The 18326-nt window shown below is 71.8% G+C and carries 21 protein-coding genes; 8 read left to right on the forward strand and 13 right to left on the reverse strand.

What is annotated here, in order from left to right; all coding sequences use genetic code 11:
- Positions 1-39 precede the first annotated feature (39 nt).
- The 3 genes from ACFYX4_RS34405 to ACFYX4_RS34415 form a co-directional block, all read right to left on the reverse strand.
- A complete protein-coding gene (locus tag ACFYX4_RS34405; RefSeq protein WP_389341885.1) occupies positions 40-1083 on the reverse strand; it encodes an NUDIX domain-containing protein in 1044 nt (347 codons plus the stop codon).
- Positions 1084-1223: 140 nt separating this feature from the next.
- On the reverse strand, positions 1224-1448 hold the full coding sequence (locus ACFYX4_RS34410; protein ID WP_389341888.1) for a hypothetical protein: 225 nt from the start codon (positions 1446-1448) through the stop codon (positions 1224-1226).
- A gap of 135 nt (positions 1449-1583) precedes the next feature.
- Complete coding sequence (locus tag ACFYX4_RS34415; RefSeq protein ID WP_389341891.1) at positions 1584-2537, reverse strand: ROK family protein; 954 nt, start codon at positions 2535-2537, stop codon at positions 1584-1586.
- Positions 2538-2799: 262 nt separating this feature from the next.
- Between ACFYX4_RS34415 and ACFYX4_RS34420 the strand changes: the two genes are divergently transcribed.
- Positions 2800-3849 (forward strand): LacI family DNA-binding transcriptional regulator, encoded by a 1050-nt coding sequence (locus ACFYX4_RS34420; protein ID WP_389341894.1) that lies wholly within the window; start codon positions 2800-2802, stop codon positions 3847-3849.
- Between the two features lie 124 nt (positions 3850-3973).
- Positions 3974-4363, forward strand: coding sequence for a VOC family protein (locus tag ACFYX4_RS34425; protein ID WP_389341897.1), 390 nt, complete (start codon positions 3974-3976; stop codon positions 4361-4363).
- A 58-nt stretch (positions 4364-4421) separates the two neighbouring features.
- On the opposite strand, the gene ACFYX4_RS34430 is transcribed toward ACFYX4_RS34425, so the two are convergent.
- Positions 4422-5726, reverse strand: a complete 1305-nt coding sequence (locus ACFYX4_RS34430; RefSeq protein ID WP_389341900.1) for a DUF6986 family protein — start codon at positions 5724-5726, stop codon at positions 4422-4424.
- A 230-nt stretch (positions 5727-5956) separates the two neighbouring features.
- On the opposite strand from ACFYX4_RS34430, the gene ACFYX4_RS34435 reads away from it, so the two are divergent.
- Complete coding sequence (locus tag ACFYX4_RS34435; RefSeq protein WP_389341903.1) at positions 5957-6850, forward strand: endonuclease/exonuclease/phosphatase family protein; 894 nt, start codon at positions 5957-5959, stop codon at positions 6848-6850.
- Between the two features lie 90 nt (positions 6851-6940).
- On the opposite strand, the gene ACFYX4_RS34440 is transcribed toward ACFYX4_RS34435, so the two are convergent.
- The 4 genes from ACFYX4_RS34440 to ACFYX4_RS34455 form a co-directional block, all read right to left on the reverse strand.
- Positions 6941-7903, reverse strand: coding sequence for an electron transfer flavoprotein subunit alpha/FixB family protein (locus ACFYX4_RS34440; RefSeq protein ID WP_389341906.1), 963 nt, complete (start codon positions 7901-7903; stop codon positions 6941-6943).
- A gap of 52 nt (positions 7904-7955) precedes the next feature.
- Positions 7956-8744 carry an electron transfer flavoprotein subunit beta/FixA family protein gene (locus tag ACFYX4_RS34445; RefSeq protein WP_389341909.1) on the reverse strand — a complete coding sequence of 263 codons (789 nt, stop codon included), beginning with the start codon at positions 8742-8744 and terminating at the stop codon, positions 7956-7958.
- Positions 8745-8963: 219 nt separating this feature from the next.
- Positions 8964-9473: a flavin reductase family protein gene (locus ACFYX4_RS34450; protein ID WP_389341912.1), complete on the reverse strand. Its 510-nt coding sequence runs from the start codon at positions 9471-9473 to the stop codon at positions 8964-8966.
- A gap of 208 nt (positions 9474-9681) precedes the next feature.
- Positions 9682-10095, reverse strand: coding sequence for a TlpA family protein disulfide reductase (locus ACFYX4_RS34455; protein WP_389341915.1), 414 nt, complete (start codon positions 10093-10095; stop codon positions 9682-9684).
- 75 nt (positions 10096-10170) lie between these two features.
- Between ACFYX4_RS34455 and ACFYX4_RS34460 the strand changes: the two genes are divergently transcribed.
- Both ACFYX4_RS34460 and ACFYX4_RS34465 read left to right on the forward strand, forming a co-directional pair.
- Positions 10171-10587 (forward strand): DUF4395 domain-containing protein, encoded by a 417-nt coding sequence (locus tag ACFYX4_RS34460; protein WP_389341918.1) that lies wholly within the window; start codon positions 10171-10173, stop codon positions 10585-10587.
- Positions 10588-10777: 190 nt separating this feature from the next.
- Positions 10778-11506 (forward strand): lysophospholipid acyltransferase family protein, encoded by a 729-nt coding sequence (locus ACFYX4_RS34465; RefSeq protein WP_389341921.1) that lies wholly within the window; start codon positions 10778-10780, stop codon positions 11504-11506.
- A gap of 24 nt (positions 11507-11530) precedes the next feature.
- Here the strand turns inward: ACFYX4_RS34465 and ACFYX4_RS34470 are convergent, their stop codons facing one another.
- From ACFYX4_RS34470 to ACFYX4_RS34485, 4 genes are all read right to left on the reverse strand, one after another.
- Positions 11531-12103, reverse strand: coding sequence for a transglutaminase domain-containing protein (locus ACFYX4_RS34470; RefSeq protein ID WP_389341924.1), 573 nt, complete (start codon positions 12101-12103; stop codon positions 11531-11533).
- 84 nt (positions 12104-12187) lie between these two features.
- Complete coding sequence (locus ACFYX4_RS34475) at positions 12188-13258, reverse strand: threonine aldolase family protein (RefSeq protein WP_389341927.1); 1071 nt, start codon at positions 13256-13258, stop codon at positions 12188-12190.
- A complete protein-coding gene (locus tag ACFYX4_RS34480; RefSeq protein ID WP_389342103.1) occupies positions 13255-14001 on the reverse strand; it encodes an SDR family NAD(P)-dependent oxidoreductase in 747 nt (248 codons plus the stop codon). Before ACFYX4_RS34480 ends, ACFYX4_RS34475 begins: the two co-directional genes overlap by 4 nt.
- A gap of 41 nt (positions 14002-14042) precedes the next feature.
- Positions 14043-15440, reverse strand: coding sequence for a DUF6421 family protein (locus tag ACFYX4_RS34485; RefSeq protein WP_389341930.1), 1398 nt, complete (start codon positions 15438-15440; stop codon positions 14043-14045).
- 215 nt (positions 15441-15655) lie between these two features.
- Between ACFYX4_RS34485 and ACFYX4_RS34490 the strand changes: the two genes are divergently transcribed.
- Entirely contained in the window at positions 15656-16375 is a 720-nt protein-coding gene (locus ACFYX4_RS34490) for a glycerophosphodiester phosphodiesterase (protein ID WP_389341933.1), read from the forward strand.
- Between the two features lie 3 nt (positions 16376-16378).
- Here the strand turns inward: ACFYX4_RS34490 and ACFYX4_RS34495 are convergent, their stop codons facing one another.
- The gene (locus ACFYX4_RS34495; RefSeq protein WP_389341936.1) at positions 16379-16918 is read right to left on the reverse strand and encodes a GNAT family N-acetyltransferase; all 540 of its coding nucleotides are present in this window, start codon (positions 16916-16918) and stop codon (positions 16379-16381) included.
- Positions 16919-17076: 158 nt separating this feature from the next.
- On the opposite strand from ACFYX4_RS34495, the gene ACFYX4_RS34500 reads away from it, so the two are divergent.
- Both ACFYX4_RS34500 and ACFYX4_RS34505 read left to right on the forward strand, forming a co-directional pair.
- Entirely contained in the window at positions 17077-17469 is a 393-nt protein-coding gene (locus tag ACFYX4_RS34500; protein WP_389341939.1) for a VOC family protein, read from the forward strand.
- A gap of 70 nt (positions 17470-17539) precedes the next feature.
- Positions 17540-18304, forward strand: a complete 765-nt coding sequence (locus tag ACFYX4_RS34505) for a VOC family protein (RefSeq protein WP_389341942.1) — start codon at positions 17540-17542, stop codon at positions 18302-18304.
- The last annotated feature ends 22 nt before the right edge of the window (positions 18305-18326 follow it).

The following is an 18326-nucleotide window of genomic DNA, read 5'->3' on the forward strand; positions in this document are numbered from 1 at the left end:
CAGCCGCACCGCCTGCGTAGGGACGTCCCGCGCGCCCCGTCACCCGACGGGGACGCCGGCCTCCAGATACAGCGCGGCCCCCCGCTCACGTGCGCGCAGCGCCCACCGCAGACGTTCGTAGCGGACCGGGGGCAGCAGGTGGGCCGCCTCCTCCTCGGTGACGAAGCGCCAGGCACGCAGTTCGGGGCCGGGGAGCAGCAGGCCCGCGACGGCGGCGGGGTCGAGGGGGCCGCCGTCGAAGAGGAGGCGCAGTCCGCCGTAGCCGGGGGGCGTGGGGCGTTCCCAGTCGACGACGAGCAGTCTGGGCACCTCGTCCAGCAGGACGCCGGTCTCCTCACGGACCTCGCGCATCCCGGCGCGTGCCGGCGCCTCGCCCGGTTCCACGACGCCGCCGGGGAACTCCCAGCCGGGTTTGTAGGTCGGGTCGACGAGGAGCACCCGGTCGTGTTCGTCGAAGAGCAGCACGCCGGCGGCCAGGGTCTCGGCGGTGGGCTCGGGGGTCTGCACGATGTCGCAGGCGGACGCGGCGCCGCCGCTGACGGCCTCCGCGACGCGGACGGCGGTCTCGTACGGGGTGAGGGCGCCTGTGTCGACGATGTGGGCGTCGGCGGTGAGCCAGGAGGCGAGGGCGGCGCGGTAGGGCTCGATGTGGTCGTAGGACCACTGCCGTACGCGCATCTCGCCGTCGGGGAGGTCGGGCGGGACGTCCCGCCCCGCTATTCGCTCGCGCAGGATCGTTTCAGCCGGGGCCAGAAGCACATGCCGGACGGGGATGCGGCGGGCGGCGAGACCGCCGAAGATCTCGTCGCGGTACTCCTGGCGGAGCAGGGTCATGGGGACGACGAGGGTGCCGCCGAGCTCACCGAGCAGCGCGGCGACGGTGTCGATGACGAGCCGGCGCCAGATCGGCAGGTCCTGGAAGTCGCCGACCTCGGCGAGGCGTTTGGCCGGCAGCAGCTGCGGGAGCGCCGCGCCGATGACCTCGGGGTCGAAGAGCGTGCTGTTCGGGATCAGGTCGATCAGTTCCCGTGCGGTGGTGGTCTTCCCCGCACCGAACGCGCCGTTGATCCAGACGACGGTCACGTGTCCCCCTCTTCTGTTGGCCCCCTGTGGCTTGCCCGCTCCACCCTGCCACGGAAACCATCTCCCGTTGAGGGCGCGTGACGCCGTGGCGCCGGCCCCCGCACGCTGGGGACCGGCGCCATGCCCTCGTACGGAATCCGTCAGCGGCCGTCGCCGAGAGCGCCGTCGCCGAGAGCGCCGTCGCCGAGGGCGCCCTCCTCCACGGCGAGGCTGTCGCTGGCGATGGTGTGGTCGAGGGTGCTGAGGGTGTCGCCGACGTTCAGACCGTCGAGTTCCTCACCGCCCAGGCCGTGCGAGGGGGTGATCGCCGCGACGACGAAGCCGGTGGCGAGGGAGGCGATGGCGAGCATGCTGCGCTTCTTCATGCCCGGATCAACTACGCAGCCGCCGTGAAGTCACGCGTCGGCCCGAGAAGACCGCGAGCGGCGCGTGGGCCGCCCGGTGCGCCCGCACCCGACGAAACGTTCCGCCATCGGCCCGCACCCGCCGCCCGCACCCGCTCACACCCCCGCCGCCGTCACCTCAGACCCGCTCGCCAGTGCCGCCGCGGCCGCGCCGACCAGCCCCGCGTCCGTGCCCATCTGCGCGGGCACCACGGTCAGCCGCTGGACGAAGGAGAGCGTGGCGTAGTCGGCCAGCGCCTTGCGCAGGGGCGTCAGGAGCACGTCGCCCGCCTTGCCGACGCCTCCGCCGATCACCGCGATGTCGATCTCGACGAGGGTCGCGGTGGCGGCGATGCCGGCGGCCAGCGCCCGGGCGGCGCGCTCGAAGGAGGCCACCGCGACCGGGTCGCCCGCGCGCGCGGCGGCAGCCACCGCGACCGCCGAGACGTCTCCGTCGGGGCCCGGCCGCCAGCCGTTCTCCAGGGCGCGGCGGGCGATGTTGGGGCCGCTGGCGATCCGTTCCACGCAGCCGCGCGCCCCGCAGGGGCACGGGTCGCCGTCGAGGTCGACGCTGATGTGACCGATGTGACCGGCGTTCCCGGTGGGGCCGGGGTGCAGTCGGCCGTTGAGCACCAGGCCGCCGCCGACGCCGGTGGAGACCACCATGCACAGCGCGTCGTCGTGGCCGCGGGCCGCGCCCTGCCAGTGTTCGGCGGCCGTGATCGCGACGCCGTCGCCGATCAGCTCGACGGGCAGGTCCCCGGTCGCGGCGCGGACCCGTTCGACGAGCGGGAAGTCGCGCCAGCCGGGCACGTTGACCGGGCTCACGGTGCCGGCGGAGGCGTCCACAGGGCCGGCGCTGCCGATGCCGAGGGCGTGCGCGCGTTCCCACAGCGGCGACGCCGTCAGGTCCCCGAGCACCTCCTCGACGGCCCGCATCACGGTGTCGCCGTCCTCCTGCGCGGGCGTCGGCCGCTGGGCGCGGACCAGGATCGCGCCGGCGCGGTCCACCAGCGCCCCGGCGATCTTGGTGCCGCCTATGTCCAGCGCTGCCACGAGATCGGTGTGCATCAGTCTCGGTTCTCCCCCGTCGACCGTCGGGATCCATGGAGATTCCCGTTCACGGGTCATGTCCATGGAGCTTCATGGGATTCCGGCCGGCCGGTCCAGCGGTGGGGGCGCGGGCCGGGCAGCGCGGTGGACAGTCTCTCCCGCATCTGACAACGTTGTCCAGGCCCTATGCTCGACGCCACGTCCTCATGACATCCTCATACGACCCCAGGGACCCCGGGGACCCCCGCGTCCCGTGGACAACAGAACAGGACACCGCATCGTGCCAGAGACGCCCCGCCGCGCAGTCGGCATCGCCGGAACTCGCTACGGCAACCGTCCCACGATGAAGGACGTGGCGGCGCGGGCGGGGGTCGGTCTGAAGACCGTCTCGCGCGTGGTGAACGGCGAGCCGGGGGTCACGCCGGAGACGGAGCGGCGCGTCCAGGAGGCGATCGACGCGCTCGGCTTCCGCCGCAACGACAGCGCGCGGGTGCTCCGCAAGGGCCGTACCGCGAGCATCGGGCTGGTCCTGGAGGATCTCGCCGACCCGTTCTACGGGCCGCTCAGCCGCGCGGTGGAGGAGGTGGCCCGCGCTCACGGCGCACTGCTGATCAACGGCTCCAGCGCCGAGGACCCGGACCGCGAGCAGGAGTTGGCGCTGGCGCTGTGCGCACGCCGCGTGGACGGGCTGCTGGTCATCCCCGCGGGGGACGACCACCGGTATCTGGAGCCGGAGATCAAGGCGGGCGTGGCGACAGTGTTCGTCGACCGGCCGGCGGGGCGCATCGACGCCGACTGCGTGCTGTCGGACAACTTCGGCGGCGCTCGGGAGGGGGTCGCCCATCTCGTCGCGCACGGCCATCGCAGGATCGGGTTCATCGGCGACATGCCGCGTATCCACACCGCCGCGGAGCGGCTGCGGGGCTACCGGACGGCGATGGAGGACGCGGGGATACCCGTCGAGGCCGCCTGGACGTCCCTGGGGACGACCGAGCCGGGCCGGGTGCGCCGGGCGGCCGAGGAGATGCTGTCCGGTCCTGAGCCGGTCACGGCGATCTTCTCGGGCAACAACCGGGTGACGGTCACCGTGATCCGGGTGCTCGCCGAACGGACGCGCCGGGTCGCCCTGGTCGCCTTCGACGACCTGGAGCTCGCGGACCTGCTCCAGCCGGGCGTCACCGTGGTCGCCCAGGACGCGTCCGCCATCGGCCGCACGGCCGCCGAGCGTCTCTTCCGGCAGCTGGACGGCACCCTGGTCACCCCCGAACGCATCGAGCTGCCGACGCGTCTCGTGGCCCGTGGCTCGGGCGAGCTGCCGCCGGCGGACTGAGGCGGAATTCCCGGCCGGAGCGGCTGATGCTCCGTTAGGGTGATCTCACGGCATCGCGTGTCGGTCACCGTCCGGGTGAGGCATGGAGGCGCCCGTGAGTTTGCCTTACGGAGGCATTCCACACATGTCAGTCGAGCTCAACCACACCATCGTCCACTCCCGTGACAACCGGGAGTCCGCCGAGTTCCTCGCCCGCATCCTGGGACTCGAGGTCGGAACCGCCTGGGGCCCGTTCGTCCCCGTCGACACCAGCAACGGCGTCACCCTGGACTTCGCCACCGTCCCGGCGGAGTCGATCGTCACGCAGCACTACGCGTTCCTCGTCTCCGACGAGGAGTTCGACGCGGCGTTCGACCGGATCAGGCAGGCGGGGATCACGTACTACGCCGATCCGCACCGCGAGCTGCCGGGTGAGATCAACCACCATCACGGCGGCCGTGGCCTGTACTTCATGGATCCGGCGGGTCACGGGATGGAGATCATCACCACCCCGTACACCTTTCCGGAGGAGTAGCCCGCGCTGAGCGCGGCCCCGCCGAGCTGCCGGCCTTCAGCGCCGCCGCTCCGCCGTCCTACGGCGCGGAGGCCGTCAGGTCGCCCCTGCGCGGGGCCGCGAAGCCCTCCAGGGCGGCGCGGGTCAGTCCTGTCGCCCCCGTCACCTCGTCCGGGTCGAGGGCGCCGCAGTCCAGGCCGCGCAGCAGGTAGCCGCTGAGGGCCTTGGCGGTGGCCGGCTCGTCCATGACGTCGCCGCCGGTGCGGTTCGCGTAGCGGGCCAGCCGGTCGGCGGCGTGGGCGAACCCCTCGCGGTAGAAGGCGAAGACGGCGGCGTAGCGGGTGGGGAGGTGGCCGGGGTGCATGTCCCAGCCCTGGTAGTAGGCGCGGGCGAGGGCGCGGCGGGTGAGGCCGTAGTGCAGCCGCCAGGCGTCGTGGACCTGTTCGGTGGGGCCGACGGGCAGGACGTTGGTGGAGCCGTCCGAGACGCGTACGCCGGTGCCCGCGGCGGCGACCTGCATGACCGCCTTGGCGTGGTCTGCGGCGGGGTGGTCGCTGGCCTGGTGGGCGGCGGAGACGCCGAGGCAGGCGCTGTAGTCGAAGGTGCCGTAGTGCAGGCCGGTGGCGCGGCCGTCGGCGGCCTGGATCATGCGGGCGACGGTGGCGGTGCCGTCGGTGGCGAGGACGGCCTGGCTGGTCTCGATCTGGATCTCGAAGCCGAGCCGGCCGGGGGCGAGGCCGCGCGTCTTCTCGAAGGCCTCCAGGAGCCGGACCATCGCGGTGACCTGCTCCGGGTAGGTCACCTTCGGCAGGGTCAGCACCAGTCCGTCGGGCAGTGGGCCGGCCTCGGTCAGGGCGGTGAGGAAGACGTCGAGGGTGCGGATGCCGCGGTCGCGGACGGCGGCTTCCATGCACTTCATGCGGATGCCCGCGTACGGGGTGGCGGAACCGTCCGCGTGGGCCTCGGCGATCAGCCGGGCGGCGCGGGCGGCGGCCCGGTCCTCCTCGGCGTCCGGGCGGACGCCGTAGCCGTCCTCGAAGTCGACGCGCAGGTCTTCGACGGGCTCGCGTTCCAGCTTGGCGCGCACGCGCGCGTGGACGGGTTCGGCGAGTTCGTCGGAGAGGCCGAGAACGGCGGCGAGGGCCGCGGCGTCGGGGGCGTGTTCGTCGAGGGCGGCGAGGGCCCGGTCGCCCCAGGAGCGGACGGTGTCGGCGGTGAAGGCGTCGCCGGGGACGTAGACGGTGTGGACGGGCTGGCGGGTGCCGGGGTCGCCGGGGTAGCGGCGGTCGAGTTCGGCGTCGACCGGTGCGAGGGAGGCGCCGATCTCCTGGGCGACGGCGTCCGCGAGGCTCGTCGCTGCCGTCTCCTGCTGGCCGTGACCCATCCCACAACCTCCCGGTTTCCGCTCTACGGAATCAACAATCCGTAGAACGAAGCTATCCGTGGCTCTTCCCGCCGGTCAACACCTGTCCATCCCCTGATCTCCCGGCAGTCATCCGATTCCCCTTCCGCACAGCGGTTCGCACCTTCATCCTGGATCACGGGGGAGGGAGCACAGGGAGGGAGCACATGACGGGCACCGGGGGGATCTCTCGTCGTACGGGGATGAGGACCATGATGGCAGCGGCCGTCGCGGTGCCGCTGCTCGGGACGGTCCGCTCCTCCGGCGTTCCCGACCGGTCCCGGGAACCGAAGGAGCAGGGCGAGAGCATGCAACCGCCGGTCGAGGCACCGCCGTTGGAGGTCATGACCTTCAACCTCCGCTTTCCCAGCGTCAAGGAGCCGCACAGCTGGGCGAGCCGTCGCCCGGCGATGAGCGCCCTGTTACGCCGAGCGGCTCCGCACGTCATCGGCACCCAGGAGGGCGAGCCGCCGCAACTGCGGGACATCGAGGCCGACTTGGGGCAGCACTGGGACTGGATCGGCACCGGCCGCGGCGGCGGGGACCAGGAGTCCATGGCCGTTTTCTTCGACACGCGGCGGCTGACGCCGGTCGAGCACGCCCACTTCTGGCTCTCCGACACGCCCGAGGTGTACGGCTCCAACACCTGGGGCGGCATGCACCCCCGCATGGTCACCTGGGTCCGCTTCCGTGATCTGCGCGCCGGGGGGCGGGAGTTCTGCCTCTTCAACACCCATCTCGACCACAAGAGCAAGAAGGCGCGGGAGCGCGGGGCCGCCCTGATCGCGTCCCGGGTCGCGGGCTTCGAGCCGGGCCTTCCCCTGCTGGTGACCGGCGACTTCAACGTCGGCGCGCACAAAGGCCGGGTCTACGACACGCTGCTGGGCGCCGGTCTGGTCGACACCTGGGACACGGCTCGGGCGCGCGGCGAGGCCTACGGGACCTATCACGCGTACCGGCGGCTCAAGCGGGGCGGCTCCCGGATCGACTGGATCCTGGCGACGCCGGGCGTCACGGTCCACCGGAGCTGGGTCGACACGTTCACGCTGGACGGCCGTTACGCGAGCGACCATGTGCCGGTGCAGGCCACGGTGACGCTGGGGTGAGGTGACCCGGAACGGGCCGAGGCCCCCGTGACCGGCGTGGTCACGAGGGCCTCGGGCAGCCCGGCGGGCGTCGGGCGACGCGGCGGACGATCAGCCCTTGCGGGTCTTGATCTCCTCGGTGAGCTGCGGGACGACCTCGAAGAGGTCGCCGACGACGCCGTAGTCGACCAGGTCGAAGATCGGGGCCTCGGGGTCCTTGTTGACGGCCACGATGGTCTTCGAGGTCTGCATGCCGGCGCGGTGCTGGATCGCGCCGGAGATGCCGTTGGCGATGTACAGCTGCGGCGAGACGGACTTGCCGGTCTGGCCGACCTGGTTGGTGTGCGGGTACCAGCCGGCGTCCACCGCGGCGCGGGAGGCGCCGACGGCCGCGCCGAGGGAGTCGGCGAGGGCCTCGATGATCGAGAAGTTCTCGGCGCCGTTGACGCCGCGGCCGCCGGAGACCACGATCGCGGCCTCGGTCAGCTCCGGGCGGCCGGTCGACTCGCGCGGGGTGCGGCCGGTGACCTTGGTGCCGGTCGCCTGGGCGGAGAAGGACACGCTCAGCGCCTCGACCGCGCCGGCGGCCGGGGCGGCCTCGACGGCGGCGCTGTTCGGCTTGACCGTGATGACCGGGGTGCCCTTGGAGACACGGGACTTGGTGGTGAAGGACGCGGCGAACACCGACTGGGTGGCCACCGGGCCCTCGTCGCCGGCCTCGAGGTCGACGGCGTCGGTGATGATGCCGGAGCCGATGCGCAGCGCCAGACGGGCGGCGATCTCCTTGCCCTCCGCGGAGGACGGGATGAGCACGGCGGCCGGGGAGACGGCCTCGACGGCGGCCTGGAGCGCGTCCACCTTCGGTACGACGAGGTAGTCGGCGTACTCGGAGGCGTCGTGCGTGAGGACCTTCACCGCGCCGTGCTCGGCGAGCGCGGCGGCGGTGTTCTCGGCGCCGGAGCCGAGGGCGACGGCGACGGGCTCGCCGACGCGGCGGGCCAGGGTCAGCAGCTCGAGGGTGGGCTTGCGGACGGCGCCGTCCACGTGGTCGACGTAGACGAGGACTTCAGCCATGGGATTGCTCTCCTGCGAAACGAAGTTGAGGGGGCGGGCGACGTGCCGGGGCCTAGATGAACTTCTGGCCCGCGAGGTACTCGGCGAGCTGCTTGCCGCCCTCGCCCTCGTCCTTGACGATCGTGCCGGCGGTGCGCGCGGGGCGCTCGGTCGCGGACTCGACCTTGGTCCACGCGCTCTCCAGGCCGACCTCCTCGGCCTCGATGTCGAGGTCGGACAGGTCCCAGGACTCGACCGGCTTCTTCTTGGCGGCCATGATGCCCTTGAAGGACGGGTAACGCGCCTCGCCGGACTGGTCGGTGACCGACACGACGGCCGGCAGGGAGGCCTCCAGCTGCTCCGAGGCGGCGTCGCCGTCACGGCGGCCCTTGACGGTGCCGTCCTCGACGGAGACCTCGGACAGCAGGGTCACCTGCGGCACGCCCAGGCGCTCGGCCAGCAGGGCCGGGACGACGCCCATGGTGCCGTCGGTGGAGGCCATGCCGGAGATCACCAGGTCGTAGCCGGCCTTCTCGACGGCCTTGGCCAGGACCAGGGAGGTGCCGATGGCGTCGGTGCCGTGCAGGTCGTCGTCCTCGACGTGGATCGCCTTGTCGGCGCCCATCGACAGCGCCTTGCGCAGCGCGTCCTTGGCGTCCTCGGGGCCCACCGTCAGAACGGTGATCTCCACGTCGTCGTCGGAGTTCTCGGAGATCTGCAGCGCCTGCTCGACGGCGTATTCGTCGAGCTCGGAGAGCAGACCGTCCACGTCGTCCCGGTCGACGGTCAGGTCATCGGCGAAGCGCCGATCGCCAGTGGCGTCGGGCACGTACTTCACAGTGACAACGATCCTCAAGCTCACGCCGGCTCTCCTACTGCAATCGTCAGTTCTCGGCTGCCTTCTTGCAGGCAGCATAGGCGCTGCAAGCGGCCGATCCCGGTCGGGGCGGCCCGCGCTCCGACCGAAATATTACTCGCCAGTACACCCAGTTCGTTCCCGCTGAGCAAGCGCTTTGAACTGTGACCTGTGCAACGCAGCGTAATCGGAATCCGACGGTTCCGCAGGAGCGCGGGCCCGTGATCAATCACGCAGAGCGGTGAACCGGCCCTGGTGGTAGAGCAACGGCCGCCCGGCGCCCGCCGGATCCCCGAGGACGACCTCCGCGAGCACGATGCGGTGATCTCCCGCGGGCACGCGCGCGACGACCCGGCACACGAGCCACGCGAGCACGTCGTCCAGCACGGGAACCCCCTCGGGGCCCTCGCGCCAGGCGGTCGGCGCCCCGAACCGGTCGGCGCCGCTGCGGGCGAAGGTGTCGGCCAGCTCCCGCTGGTGCTCGCCGAGTATGTGCACGCCGACGTGGTCGGCCCCGGAGAGGGCCGGCCAGCTGGACGCGCCGGTGCCGATTCCGAAGGAGAGCAGCGGCGGCTCGGCGGAGACGGAGGTCAGGGAGGTGGCGGTGAAGCCCACGGGGCCGTTCTCGCCGGAGGCGGTGATCACGGCCACTCCGGCCGCGTGCCGGCGGAAGACGGAGCGCAGCAGGTCGGGCGAGGCGAGTCGGGGGGTGCTGAGGCCGGGCGTGGCCGTCATGGAGTAGTCCTTCTGCGGGAGGTGACGAGCTGGGTCGCGGGTGCTCACCGGCCCGGACAGCGCGCGCTCGCGGTACGTACGAGGTCGACGTGGACCCGTCCGTGGAGAAGGAGTTCCTCTGGCATACGGTCAGGCTGACGATAGGTGGCAGGCGCAGTCAAGTCCGTCCCGGGATCCGGGAGCCGCCCCGCCGCTCGCCGCACGGGCTTCACACGGCCTCCCCCAGGGCCGCGATGACGTCGGCCTTGCGGGGCTGGCCGGCGGCCCGGCGCACGATGCGGCCGTCGGCGTCGAGGACCAGCACGGTCGGGGTCTTGAGGATGCCGAGGTCGCGGACGAGATCGAGGCGGGCCTCGGCGTCCACCTCCAGGTGGACGACGCCCGGGACCATGCCGGCGACCTCGTCGAGGACGCGGCGGGTGGCCCGGCAGGGGGCGCAGAAGGCGCTGGAGAACTGTACGAGCGTGGCGCGCTCCCCCAGTTCGCCGCCGAGCCGGTCCGCACCGAGTCGCTGTCCCTCGTCGCGTCCGCGCACGCGTACTCTCCCGTTCCGCCGTCGGTGCAGCACTCCGTAGACGCTCGCCGCCGCGAGCGCCGCCACGCACACCATGAGTCCGGTCATCACCCGCACAACCATTCACGAGACTGCAAAGATTCCCGCCTCCACGAGGTCTTCCCGATGCGGAATGCTTGATTCATGGACATCGATGTGAGGGGGCCGCGGTTCGGAGCCGCCGTGACGGCCGTCGTTCTCGCGGTCGTGCTGATCACGGGGAGCGCCTGGCTGCTGGCCTGGCAGACGCTGGCGTTCGCGCTCGGCGCGGCGGGCGGGGTGGCGCGCTCGCCGTACGGGTGGGCCTTCCGGGTGGCGGTGCGCCCGAAGCTCGGGCCGCCGACGGAGTTCGAGCCGCCGGAGCCGCCGCGGTTCGCGCAGGCGGTGGGGCTGGTCTTCGCGGGGCTCGGCCTGGTCGGCTTCACGCTCGGGCCCGAGTGGCTGGGACTGGCGGCGACCGCGGCGGCGCTGGCGGCCGCGTTCCTCAATGCCGCTTTCGGGTACTGCCTCGGCTGCGAGATGTTCGTGCTCGTCCGCAGGGTGACGGTACGAACGAAGTAAAGACGATCTAAAAGCACAAGGTGGGTCAGGGGGGTGAAGTGACGAGGATCTCGCGGTTCGGGGGCACCAGGGCTGGCTCCCGAGCCGTTCTTCGGGCACGATCTGCGACATGCCGTAAACCTACGGCTGCGTAACTTTGCTCCTCGGGAGTCCTCCCGCGGGCAGAGAGAAGGAAGGGTTCGCCCCGCCCATGGCTGAGCTTGTCTACCGCCCCGTCGTCGGCCTCGCCCAGACCCTGTTCAAGGTCTGGGATCTCAAGATCGACTGCAAGGGGTCGGAGAACATCCCGCGCTCGGGCGGAGCCGTGCTGGTCAGCAATCACATCAGCTACCTCGACTTCATCTTCGACGGTCTCGCCGCGCTCCCGCAGAAGCGCCTCGTGCGGTTCATGGCGAAGGAGTCGGTCTTCCGCCACAAGATCTCCGGTCCGCTGATGCGCGGCATGAAGCACATCCCGGTGGACCGCAAGCAGGGCGAGGCCGCGTACGCGCACGCCCTGGACTCGCTGCGCTCCGGCGAGATCGTCGGCGTCTTCCCGGAGGCCACGATCTCCGAGTCGTTCACGCTGAAGAGCTTCAAGTCGGGCGCCGCGCGGCTGGCCCAGGAGGCGGGCGTCCCGCTGATCCCGATGGCCGTGTGGGGCACGCAGCGGCTGTGGACCAAGGGGCACCCGCGCAACTTCAAGCGCAGCCACACGCCGATCACCATCCGCGTCGGGGAGGCGATCGAGGCCTCCCGCGACAAGTACGCGGGGGCGATCACCCGGCAGCTGCGCGAGCGCGTCCAGGAGCTCCTGGAGGCCGCCCAGCGCGCCTACCCGGTGCGTCCGAAGGACGCCGAAGACACCTGGTGGATGCCGGCCCACCTGGGCGGCACGGCCCCCACTCCGGAGCAGGTGCGCGCGGCCGAGGCCCGCTGACCCCTCCCGCGCGCGGGAGCCGGCTCACAGCGCGGTGGGGAGCGTCTCCCAGAGGCGGGGGCGGTCCGGGGCCGCCTTCAGCGCGCTCAGCACGGCCGGGTGCGGGGTGGCGTACAGCACCGGGTGGTCGTACTCTCCGGCCTCGGCGTCGGGCGTGAAGGCGAGCCGCTCGCCGTCCAGACAGAAGCGGGCGTCCACGCCCGGCTTGTTGCCGCGCGGGTCCTGGCGGTGCCAGGCGCCGCGGAAGCGCACGGCGACCAGTCCGTGCACCACGTCGAGCTTCTGGTAGCACAGCGCGGCCGGGATGTCCTCGGCCCGCAGCAGCGCGGCCAGGGCGTGGGCCTTGGCGTAGCAGACGCCCGTCCGCTGCTCCAGCACGTCGGAGGCGCGCCAGGTGACGCGCGGGTCGCCGGAGTCCTGCGAGTGCGGGATGGCGTCGCGGACGTAGGCGAAAGCCAGTCGCGCATAGGCATACGAGTCCGCCGCGTCGTCGGCGAGACGCGCGGCGGTCTCCCGCACCAGCGGATGGTGATGGTCGATGACCTCGTCCGCGGCCAGATAGGCGGACAGGTCGGGGTTCTCCTGGATCAGCTGCATGGCGCGAGAGCATAGGAAAGCGATCACCCGAAGGTCAATGACTTTTCAGGTGATCGCATACCTATGCAGTCAGGGAGGGGCCTCTCAGCGGGCCATCTCCTCCTTCAGCGCCGCGACGAAGGCATCCACGTCGTCCTCCGTCGTGTCGAAGGCGCACATCCAGCGCACGACGCCGGCCGCCTCGTCCCAGAAGTAGAAGCGAAACTTCTTCTGGAGCCGCTCGCTCACCTCGTTCGGCAGCTTGGCGAACACGCCGTTGGCCTGCACCGGGTAGAGGATCTCGACGCCGTGCACGGCCCGGACGCCCTCGGCCAGCCGCTGCGCCATCTCGTTGGCGTGGCGGGCGTTGCGCAGCCACAGGTCCTTGGCGAGCAGGGCCTCCAACTGCACCGACACGAAGCGCATCTTGGAGGCGAGCTGCATGGACAGCTTGCGCAGGTGCTTCATGTGGCTGACGGCGTCCTGGTTCAGGACGACGACCGCCTCGCCGAACATGGCCCCGTTCTTCGTCCCGCCGAGGGAGAGGACGTCGACGCCGACCGCGTTGGTGAACGTGCGCATCGGCACGTCGAGCGAGGCCGCCGCGTTGGCTATGCGTGAGCCGTCCAGGTGGACCTTCATACCGCGCGCGTGGGCGTGGTCGCAGATCGCGCGGATCTCGTCCGGCGTGTAGAGGGTGCCGAGCTCGGTGCTCTGGGTGATCGAGACGACCTGCGGCATCGCGCGGTGCTCGTCCTCCCAGCCCCAGGCCTGCCGGTCGATCAGCTCGGGGGTGAGCTTGCCGTCGGGAGTGGGCACCGTGAGCAGCTTGAGGCCGCCCATGCGTTCGGGCGCGCCGCCCTCGTCCACGTTGATGTGGGCGCTCTCGGCGCAGACGACCGCGCCCCAGCGGTCGGTGAGCGCCTGGAGCGCGACGACGTTGGCGCCGGTGCCGTTGAAGACCGGGAACGCCTCCGCCGTGGGGCCGAAGTGGCTGCGGACGATCCGCTGGAGGTTCTCGGTGTAGTCGTCCTCGCCGTAGGCGACCTGATGGCCGCCGTTGGCCAGGGCCAGGGCGGCCATCACCTCCGGGTGCGCCCCGGCGTAGTTGTCGCTGGCGAAGCCTCGGACCTGCGGGTCGTGACGGCGGCGAGCGTCGGTCCTGGGTGGGTTCACGGCTTCTCGGTGAGCCACAGACGATGTCCGTTCACTTCGGCGGCGGGCTTCTCCCAGACGTCGGCGATGGCCTCGGCCAGGTCCTTCACGTCGGTGAAGCCCGCGAACTTCGCGTTGGGTCGGTCGGCGCGCATCGCGTCGTGCACCAGCGCCTTCACCACCAGGATCCCAGCCGCCGAGGTCAGGCCCTCGGTGCCCCCCGCCTTGCGGAAGTAGTCGGCCATGGCCAGCGTCCACGCCTCGGCGGCGGCCTTGCCGGCGGCGTAGGCGGCGTTGCCCGCGGTGGGCTTGCTGGCGCCCGCGGCGCTGATCAGGACGTAACGGCCGCGGTCGCTGCGCTGGAGCGCCTCGTGGAAGGCGAGCGAGGTGTGCTGCACGGTGCGGACGAGGAGCATCTCCAGGAAGTCCCAGTCGTCCAGGCTCGTCCTGGTGAAGGTCTCGCTTCCGCGCCAGCCGCCGACGAGGTGGACCAGGCCGTCGACCCGGCCGAAGTCCTTCTCGACCCGCAGGGCCCACTCCTGGGTCGACTGGAGGTCGAGCAGGTCGACCGTGTCGCCGATGACGCTCGCGCCGCCGGCTCCGTAGCGGGCCGCGTCGACGGCCTCCGCCAGGCGCTCCGGATCGTTGTCCGAGCCGATGACGGTCGCGCCCGCCTCGGCGAGTCGCAGCAGGGTCGCCCGGCCGGCGGGTCCGCCCGCTCCGGCCACCGCGATGACCGCACCGCTGAGAGCCCCGTTCCCCATGGTCTTCGCCTCCTGAGCAGTGTTCTCGGTACGCAGGTCGCTCACGCGGCGATCCGCTCGGCGCCGTCCGCCGTGATGCCCTTGGTGGAGGCGATCACGTTCTTCAGCTTCTTGGACAGGGCCTCATAGAACATGCTGAGCGGAAACTCGTCCGGAAGCACGTCATCGACGAGCTTGCGCGGCGGCTGGGACAGGTCCAGGGCGTCGGGGCCCTTGGCCCACCTGGAGCCCGGGTGCGGGGCGAGGTAGTCGGAGACCAGTTCGTACCCGGCGAACCAGTGGACGAGCTTGGGGCGGTCGATGCCGTCGCGGTAGAGCTTCTCGATCTCCGCGCACAGCTCGTTGGTGACCTGCGGGGCGCGCTGCCAGTCGATGTGCAGCTTGTTGTCGGTCCAGCGCACCACGTCGTGCTTGTGCAGGTAGGCGAAGAGGAGCTGGCCGCCGAGGCCGTCGTAGTTGCGGACGCGCTCGCCGGTGACGGGGAAGCGGAACATGCGGTCGAAGAGCACCGCGTACTGCACGTCACGGGCCTGCGGGACGCCGTCCGCCTGGAGCTTGACGGCCTCCTTGAAGGCGGTGAGGTCGCAGCGCAGCTCCTCCAGGCCGTACATCCAGAACGGCTGGCGCTGCTTGATCATGAACGGGTCGAAGGGCAGGTCGCCGTGGCTGTGGGTGCGGTCGTGGACCATGTCCCACAGGACGAAGGCCTCCTCGCAGCGCTTCTGGTCGTGGACCATGGCGGCGATGTCCTCGGGCAGTTCCAGGCCCAGGATGTCGACGGCGGCCTCGGTCACGCGGCGGAAGCGGGCGGCCTCGCGGTCGCAGAAGATGCCGCCCCAGGAGAATCGTTCCGGCGCCTCGCGGACGGCGATGGTCTCCGGGAACAGGACGGCGGAGTTGGTGTCGTAGCCGGCCGTGAAGTCCTCGAAGGTGATGCCGCAGAACAGCGGGTTGTCGTAGCGGGTGCGCTCCAGCTCGGCCAGCCAGTCGGGCCAGACCATGCGCAGCACGACCGCCTCGAGGTTGCGGTCCGGGTTGCCGTTCTGCGTGTACATCGGGAAGAGGACCAGGTGCTGGAGGCCGTCCCGGCGGTTCGCGGCGGGCTGGAAGGCCAGCAGCGAGTCCAGGAAGTCCGGCACCTCGAATCCGCCCTCGACCCAGCGGCGCAGGTCCTTGACCAGGGCGCGGTGGTACTCCGCGTCGTGCGGGAGCAGCGGGGAGAGCTCCTCGACCGCCTCGACGACCTGTCGCACGGCCTGCTCGGCGTCGGCCCGTCCGGGCGCGCCCTCGGCCGCGAAGTCGATCGACCCGTCCTTCGACTGCCAGGGGCGGATCCGCTCCACGGCATCCTTGAGCACGGGCCAGGCAGGGTGCTCCACCACCCTGGCCGTGGGAGGAACCTGTTCCCCCGAACCCACCTGCACAAGAATTTCCGTCATGTCCCACCTTCCACGGGAGAACCTCGCGTAAGGACACCGTATGCATACGAGCTTTCTTCCAGCAAGAGGGGGCTCGGGAAATTATCCTGCGCACCCCCCATGGTCACCGCTCTTTTTCCTGTTTCCCGTTCGGTATGCAATGACTTTCGCCACGCTCTCGGGGTAGGGGAACAGTCGCTGCCCTGACGCCGCCGACGACGGAAGCGAGCCGAGCCTTGAGCCTCCTCACCATCGGTCACCGCGGAGTGATGGGCGTCGAGCCCGAGAACACCCTCCGGTCGTTCGTCGCCGCCGAGCGGGCCGGCCTCGACGTCGTGGAACTCGATCTGCATCTGAGCAAGGACGGCGCGCTCGTGGTCATGCACGACGCGGACGTGGACCGTACGACCGACGGGAGCGGGCCGATCGCGGACCACACGCTCGCCGAGCTGCGCGCGCTCGACGCGGGGCGCGGCGAGCGGGTGCCGGTGTTCGAAGAGGTCCTGGATGCGGTGTCGTTGCCGATCCAGGCCGAGATCAAGGACGTGCGGGCGGCGCGGGCGCTCGCCGAGGTGATGCACGCGCGCGGGCTGGTCGAGCGCGTCGAGGTGTCCTCGTTCCACGACGAGGCGGTCGCCGAGATCGCCCGGCTGGCGCCCGGTGTGAGCACCGCTCTCGTCGCCAGCCTCCCCCACTCTCGAACAAACTCGAGCGGGGGGACCCCCATCGGCGTCGACGTCGTGGAGCGAGCGGTGGCCGTGGGCGCGGCGACCGTGTGCCTGGACATCCGGCGGCTCACCCTGGAGATCGTCGAGCGGGCCCGCGGGAACGGTCTGCGGATCATCGGCTGGGTGGTCAACACGCCTACCCACCTGCGGCTGGTGCGGGCCCTGGAGCTGGACGGCGCGACCACCGACCAGCCCGGGATCAAGCGCGCCGGCCGCCTGACGGCGTGACGGTCAGCCGAGTTCCTTGACCAGCAGCTCGAACTGGAGGTCGTCGCGCTGCGGGATGCCGAAGCGCTCGTCGCCGTACGGGAACGGCGTCATCCGGCCGGTACGCCGGTAGCCGCGCCGCTCGTACCAGGCGATCAGCTCCTCGCGCACCGAGATCACGGTCATGTGCATCTCGGTGGCGTCCCAGGTCTGCCGGGCGAGGCGCTCGGCCTCGGTGAGGACGATCCGGCCGAGGCCCGCGCCCTGGGCGGTCGGGCTGACCGCGAACATCCCGAAGTAGGCGTGGTCGCCGCGGTGCTCCAGCTGGCAGCAGGCGACGATCCGGCCGTCCCGCTCGACGACCAGGACCCGGCCGTCGGACGACTTCACGATCTCCAGGACGCCGTCGGGGTCGGTCCGCTGCCCCTGGAGGATGTCCGCCTCCGTGGTCCACCCGGCCCGGCTGGACTCGCCCCGGTAGGCCGACTCGACGAGCGCGACCAGCGCGTCCACGTCGGTGTCGACGGCGTCGCGGAAGGTGAACTCGGTGGCGGTGGTGTCCATGGGGCGGTCTCCGGTCTCCGGGGTCGGGCGCGGCGGTGCGGTGCGGCCGGTGGCAGGGCGTGCGGCGCGGCAGCGGGTGACGACCCGGTAGCCGAGGGCGCGCCGCGTGCAGCGCTGAGCCTAACCCGGCCCGGGGAAGGGCCCTATGCTCCGGTTGCATGGTGCATGTACTCAGCAGCCGGATCCTGCTCCGCCCCACCGACCCCGAGCGCTCCCGCGCCTTCTACGGCGAGCAACTCGGCCTCGCCGTCTACCGCGAGTTCGGGACGGGGGCCGAGCGCGGGACCGTCTACTTCCTCGGCGGCGGCTTCCTGGAGGTCTCCGGGCGCGCGCAGACGCCGCCGGACCCGGCCGTGCGGCTGTGGGTGCAGGTCGCGGACGTGTCGGCGGCGCACGAGGAGCTGCGCGCGAAGGGCGTGGAGGTGGTGCGCCCGCCGGTCGAGGAGCCGTGGGGGCTGGTCGAGATGTGGATCGCGGACCCGGACGGGACGCCGATCGCGCTGGTGGAGGTGCCGGCCGACCATCCGCTGCGGTACCGGCCGGGCCTGTGAGCCCACCGGATGCCGGGGGTGGGAGCCGGGCATAGCGTGCTGAAGGGGGTCCCCCTTCGGAAGGAACGCCATGAAGCTCGACACGCCCGTGCCCGGCGGACCCTGCTGGACCGAGCTGGGCACCAGTGACCTGGCGGCGGCGCAGCGCTTCTACGGGGAGTTGTTCGGCTGGCGGTGCGAGACGGATCCCCGGCAGGAGGCGGGCGGCTACACCGTCGCCCACCTCGGCGACGCGGCCGTCGCCGCGCTCAGCCCGCTGTACCAGCAGTCGCAGCCCGTCGCCTGGAACGTGTCCTTCACGGTCTCCGACGCCGATGTCAGCGCCCGGATGATCGAGGAGGCCGGGGGCAAGGTGCTGGTCGGCCCGATGGACGTGTTCGACATGGGCCGCTTCGTCGTCGCCCTCGACCCCGCCGACGCGGCCTTCCAGCTGTGGCAGGCGCGGACCTTCCCCGGCGCGGGGCTGGTCAACGCGCCGGGCTCGCTCGGCTGGGTCGAGCTGCTGACCCGGGACCCGGCGCGGGTGAAGGCCTTCTACACGACGGTGTTCGGCTGGACCGTGAACACCTCGGAGCACTACACGCAATGGGGCGTCGGCGGGGCCGACTTCGGCGGCATGATCGCCATGGACGACACGTTCCCGCACGAGGTGCCGCCGCACTGGCGGCCGTACTTCGCGGTAGCGGACGTCGACGCGACGGCCGCGGCGGCCCTGGGGGCGGGCGGAACGGCCCCGACGGAGCCCGCCACGCTGCCCGACGGGCTCCGGATCGCGGTGCTCCGGGACCCGCAGGGCGCGGCGTTCGGCGTGTACCGGGCGGGCGACGAGAAGTAGCCGCCGCCTGTTGGCTCCGGAT

Source organism: Streptomyces sp. NPDC002328 (assembly GCF_042890065.1).
Classification (GTDB): domain Bacteria; phylum Actinomycetota; class Actinomycetes; order Streptomycetales; family Streptomycetaceae; genus Streptomyces.

What these genes read in the sequence shown, in the direction of transcription:
- ACFYX4_RS34410 (WP_389341888.1), bottom strand. Translation starts at nt 1,448, where the DNA reads ATGAAGAAGCGCAGCATGCTCGCCATCGCCTCCCTCGCCACCGGCTTC.
- ACFYX4_RS34415 (WP_389341891.1), bottom strand. Translation starts at nt 2,537, where the DNA reads ATGCACACCGATCTCGTGGCAGCGCTGGACATAGGCGGCACCAAGATC.
- ACFYX4_RS34425 (WP_389341897.1), top strand. Translation starts at nt 3,974, where the DNA reads ATGTCAGTCGAGCTCAACCACACCATCGTCCACTCCCGTGACAACCGG.
- ACFYX4_RS34430 (WP_389341900.1), bottom strand. Translation starts at nt 5,726, where the DNA reads ATGGGTCACGGCCAGCAGGAGACGGCAGCGACGAGCCTCGCGGACGCC.
- ACFYX4_RS34435 (WP_389341903.1), top strand. Translation starts at nt 5,957, where the DNA reads ATGATGGCAGCGGCCGTCGCGGTGCCGCTGCTCGGGACGGTCCGCTCC.
- ACFYX4_RS34440 (WP_389341906.1), bottom strand. Translation starts at nt 7,903, where the DNA reads ATGGCTGAAGTCCTCGTCTACGTCGACCACGTGGACGGCGCCGTCCGC.
- ACFYX4_RS34450 (WP_389341912.1), bottom strand. Translation starts at nt 9,473, where the DNA reads ATGACGGCCACGCCCGGCCTCAGCACCCCCCGACTCGCCTCGCCCGAC.
- ACFYX4_RS34455 (WP_389341915.1), bottom strand. Translation starts at nt 10,095, where the DNA reads ATGACCGGACTCATGGTGTGCGTGGCGGCGCTCGCGGCGGCGAGCGTC.
- ACFYX4_RS34460 (WP_389341918.1), top strand. Translation starts at nt 10,171, where the DNA reads ATGGACATCGATGTGAGGGGGCCGCGGTTCGGAGCCGCCGTGACGGCC.
- ACFYX4_RS34465 (WP_389341921.1), top strand. Translation starts at nt 10,778, where the DNA reads ATGGCTGAGCTTGTCTACCGCCCCGTCGTCGGCCTCGCCCAGACCCTG.
- ACFYX4_RS34470 (WP_389341924.1), bottom strand. Translation starts at nt 12,103, where the DNA reads ATGCAGCTGATCCAGGAGAACCCCGACCTGTCCGCCTATCTGGCCGCG.
- ACFYX4_RS34480 (WP_389342103.1), bottom strand. Translation starts at nt 14,001, where the DNA reads ATGGGGAACGGGGCTCTCAGCGGTGCGGTCATCGCGGTGGCCGGAGCG.
- ACFYX4_RS34485 (WP_389341930.1), bottom strand. Translation starts at nt 15,440, where the DNA reads ATGACGGAAATTCTTGTGCAGGTGGGTTCGGGGGAACAGGTTCCTCCC.
- ACFYX4_RS34495 (WP_389341936.1), bottom strand. Translation starts at nt 16,918, where the DNA reads ATGGACACCACCGCCACCGAGTTCACCTTCCGCGACGCCGTCGACACC.
- ACFYX4_RS34500 (WP_389341939.1), top strand. Translation starts at nt 17,077, where the DNA reads ATGGTGCATGTACTCAGCAGCCGGATCCTGCTCCGCCCCACCGACCCC.
- ACFYX4_RS34505 (WP_389341942.1), top strand. Translation starts at nt 17,540, where the DNA reads ATGAAGCTCGACACGCCCGTGCCCGGCGGACCCTGCTGGACCGAGCTG.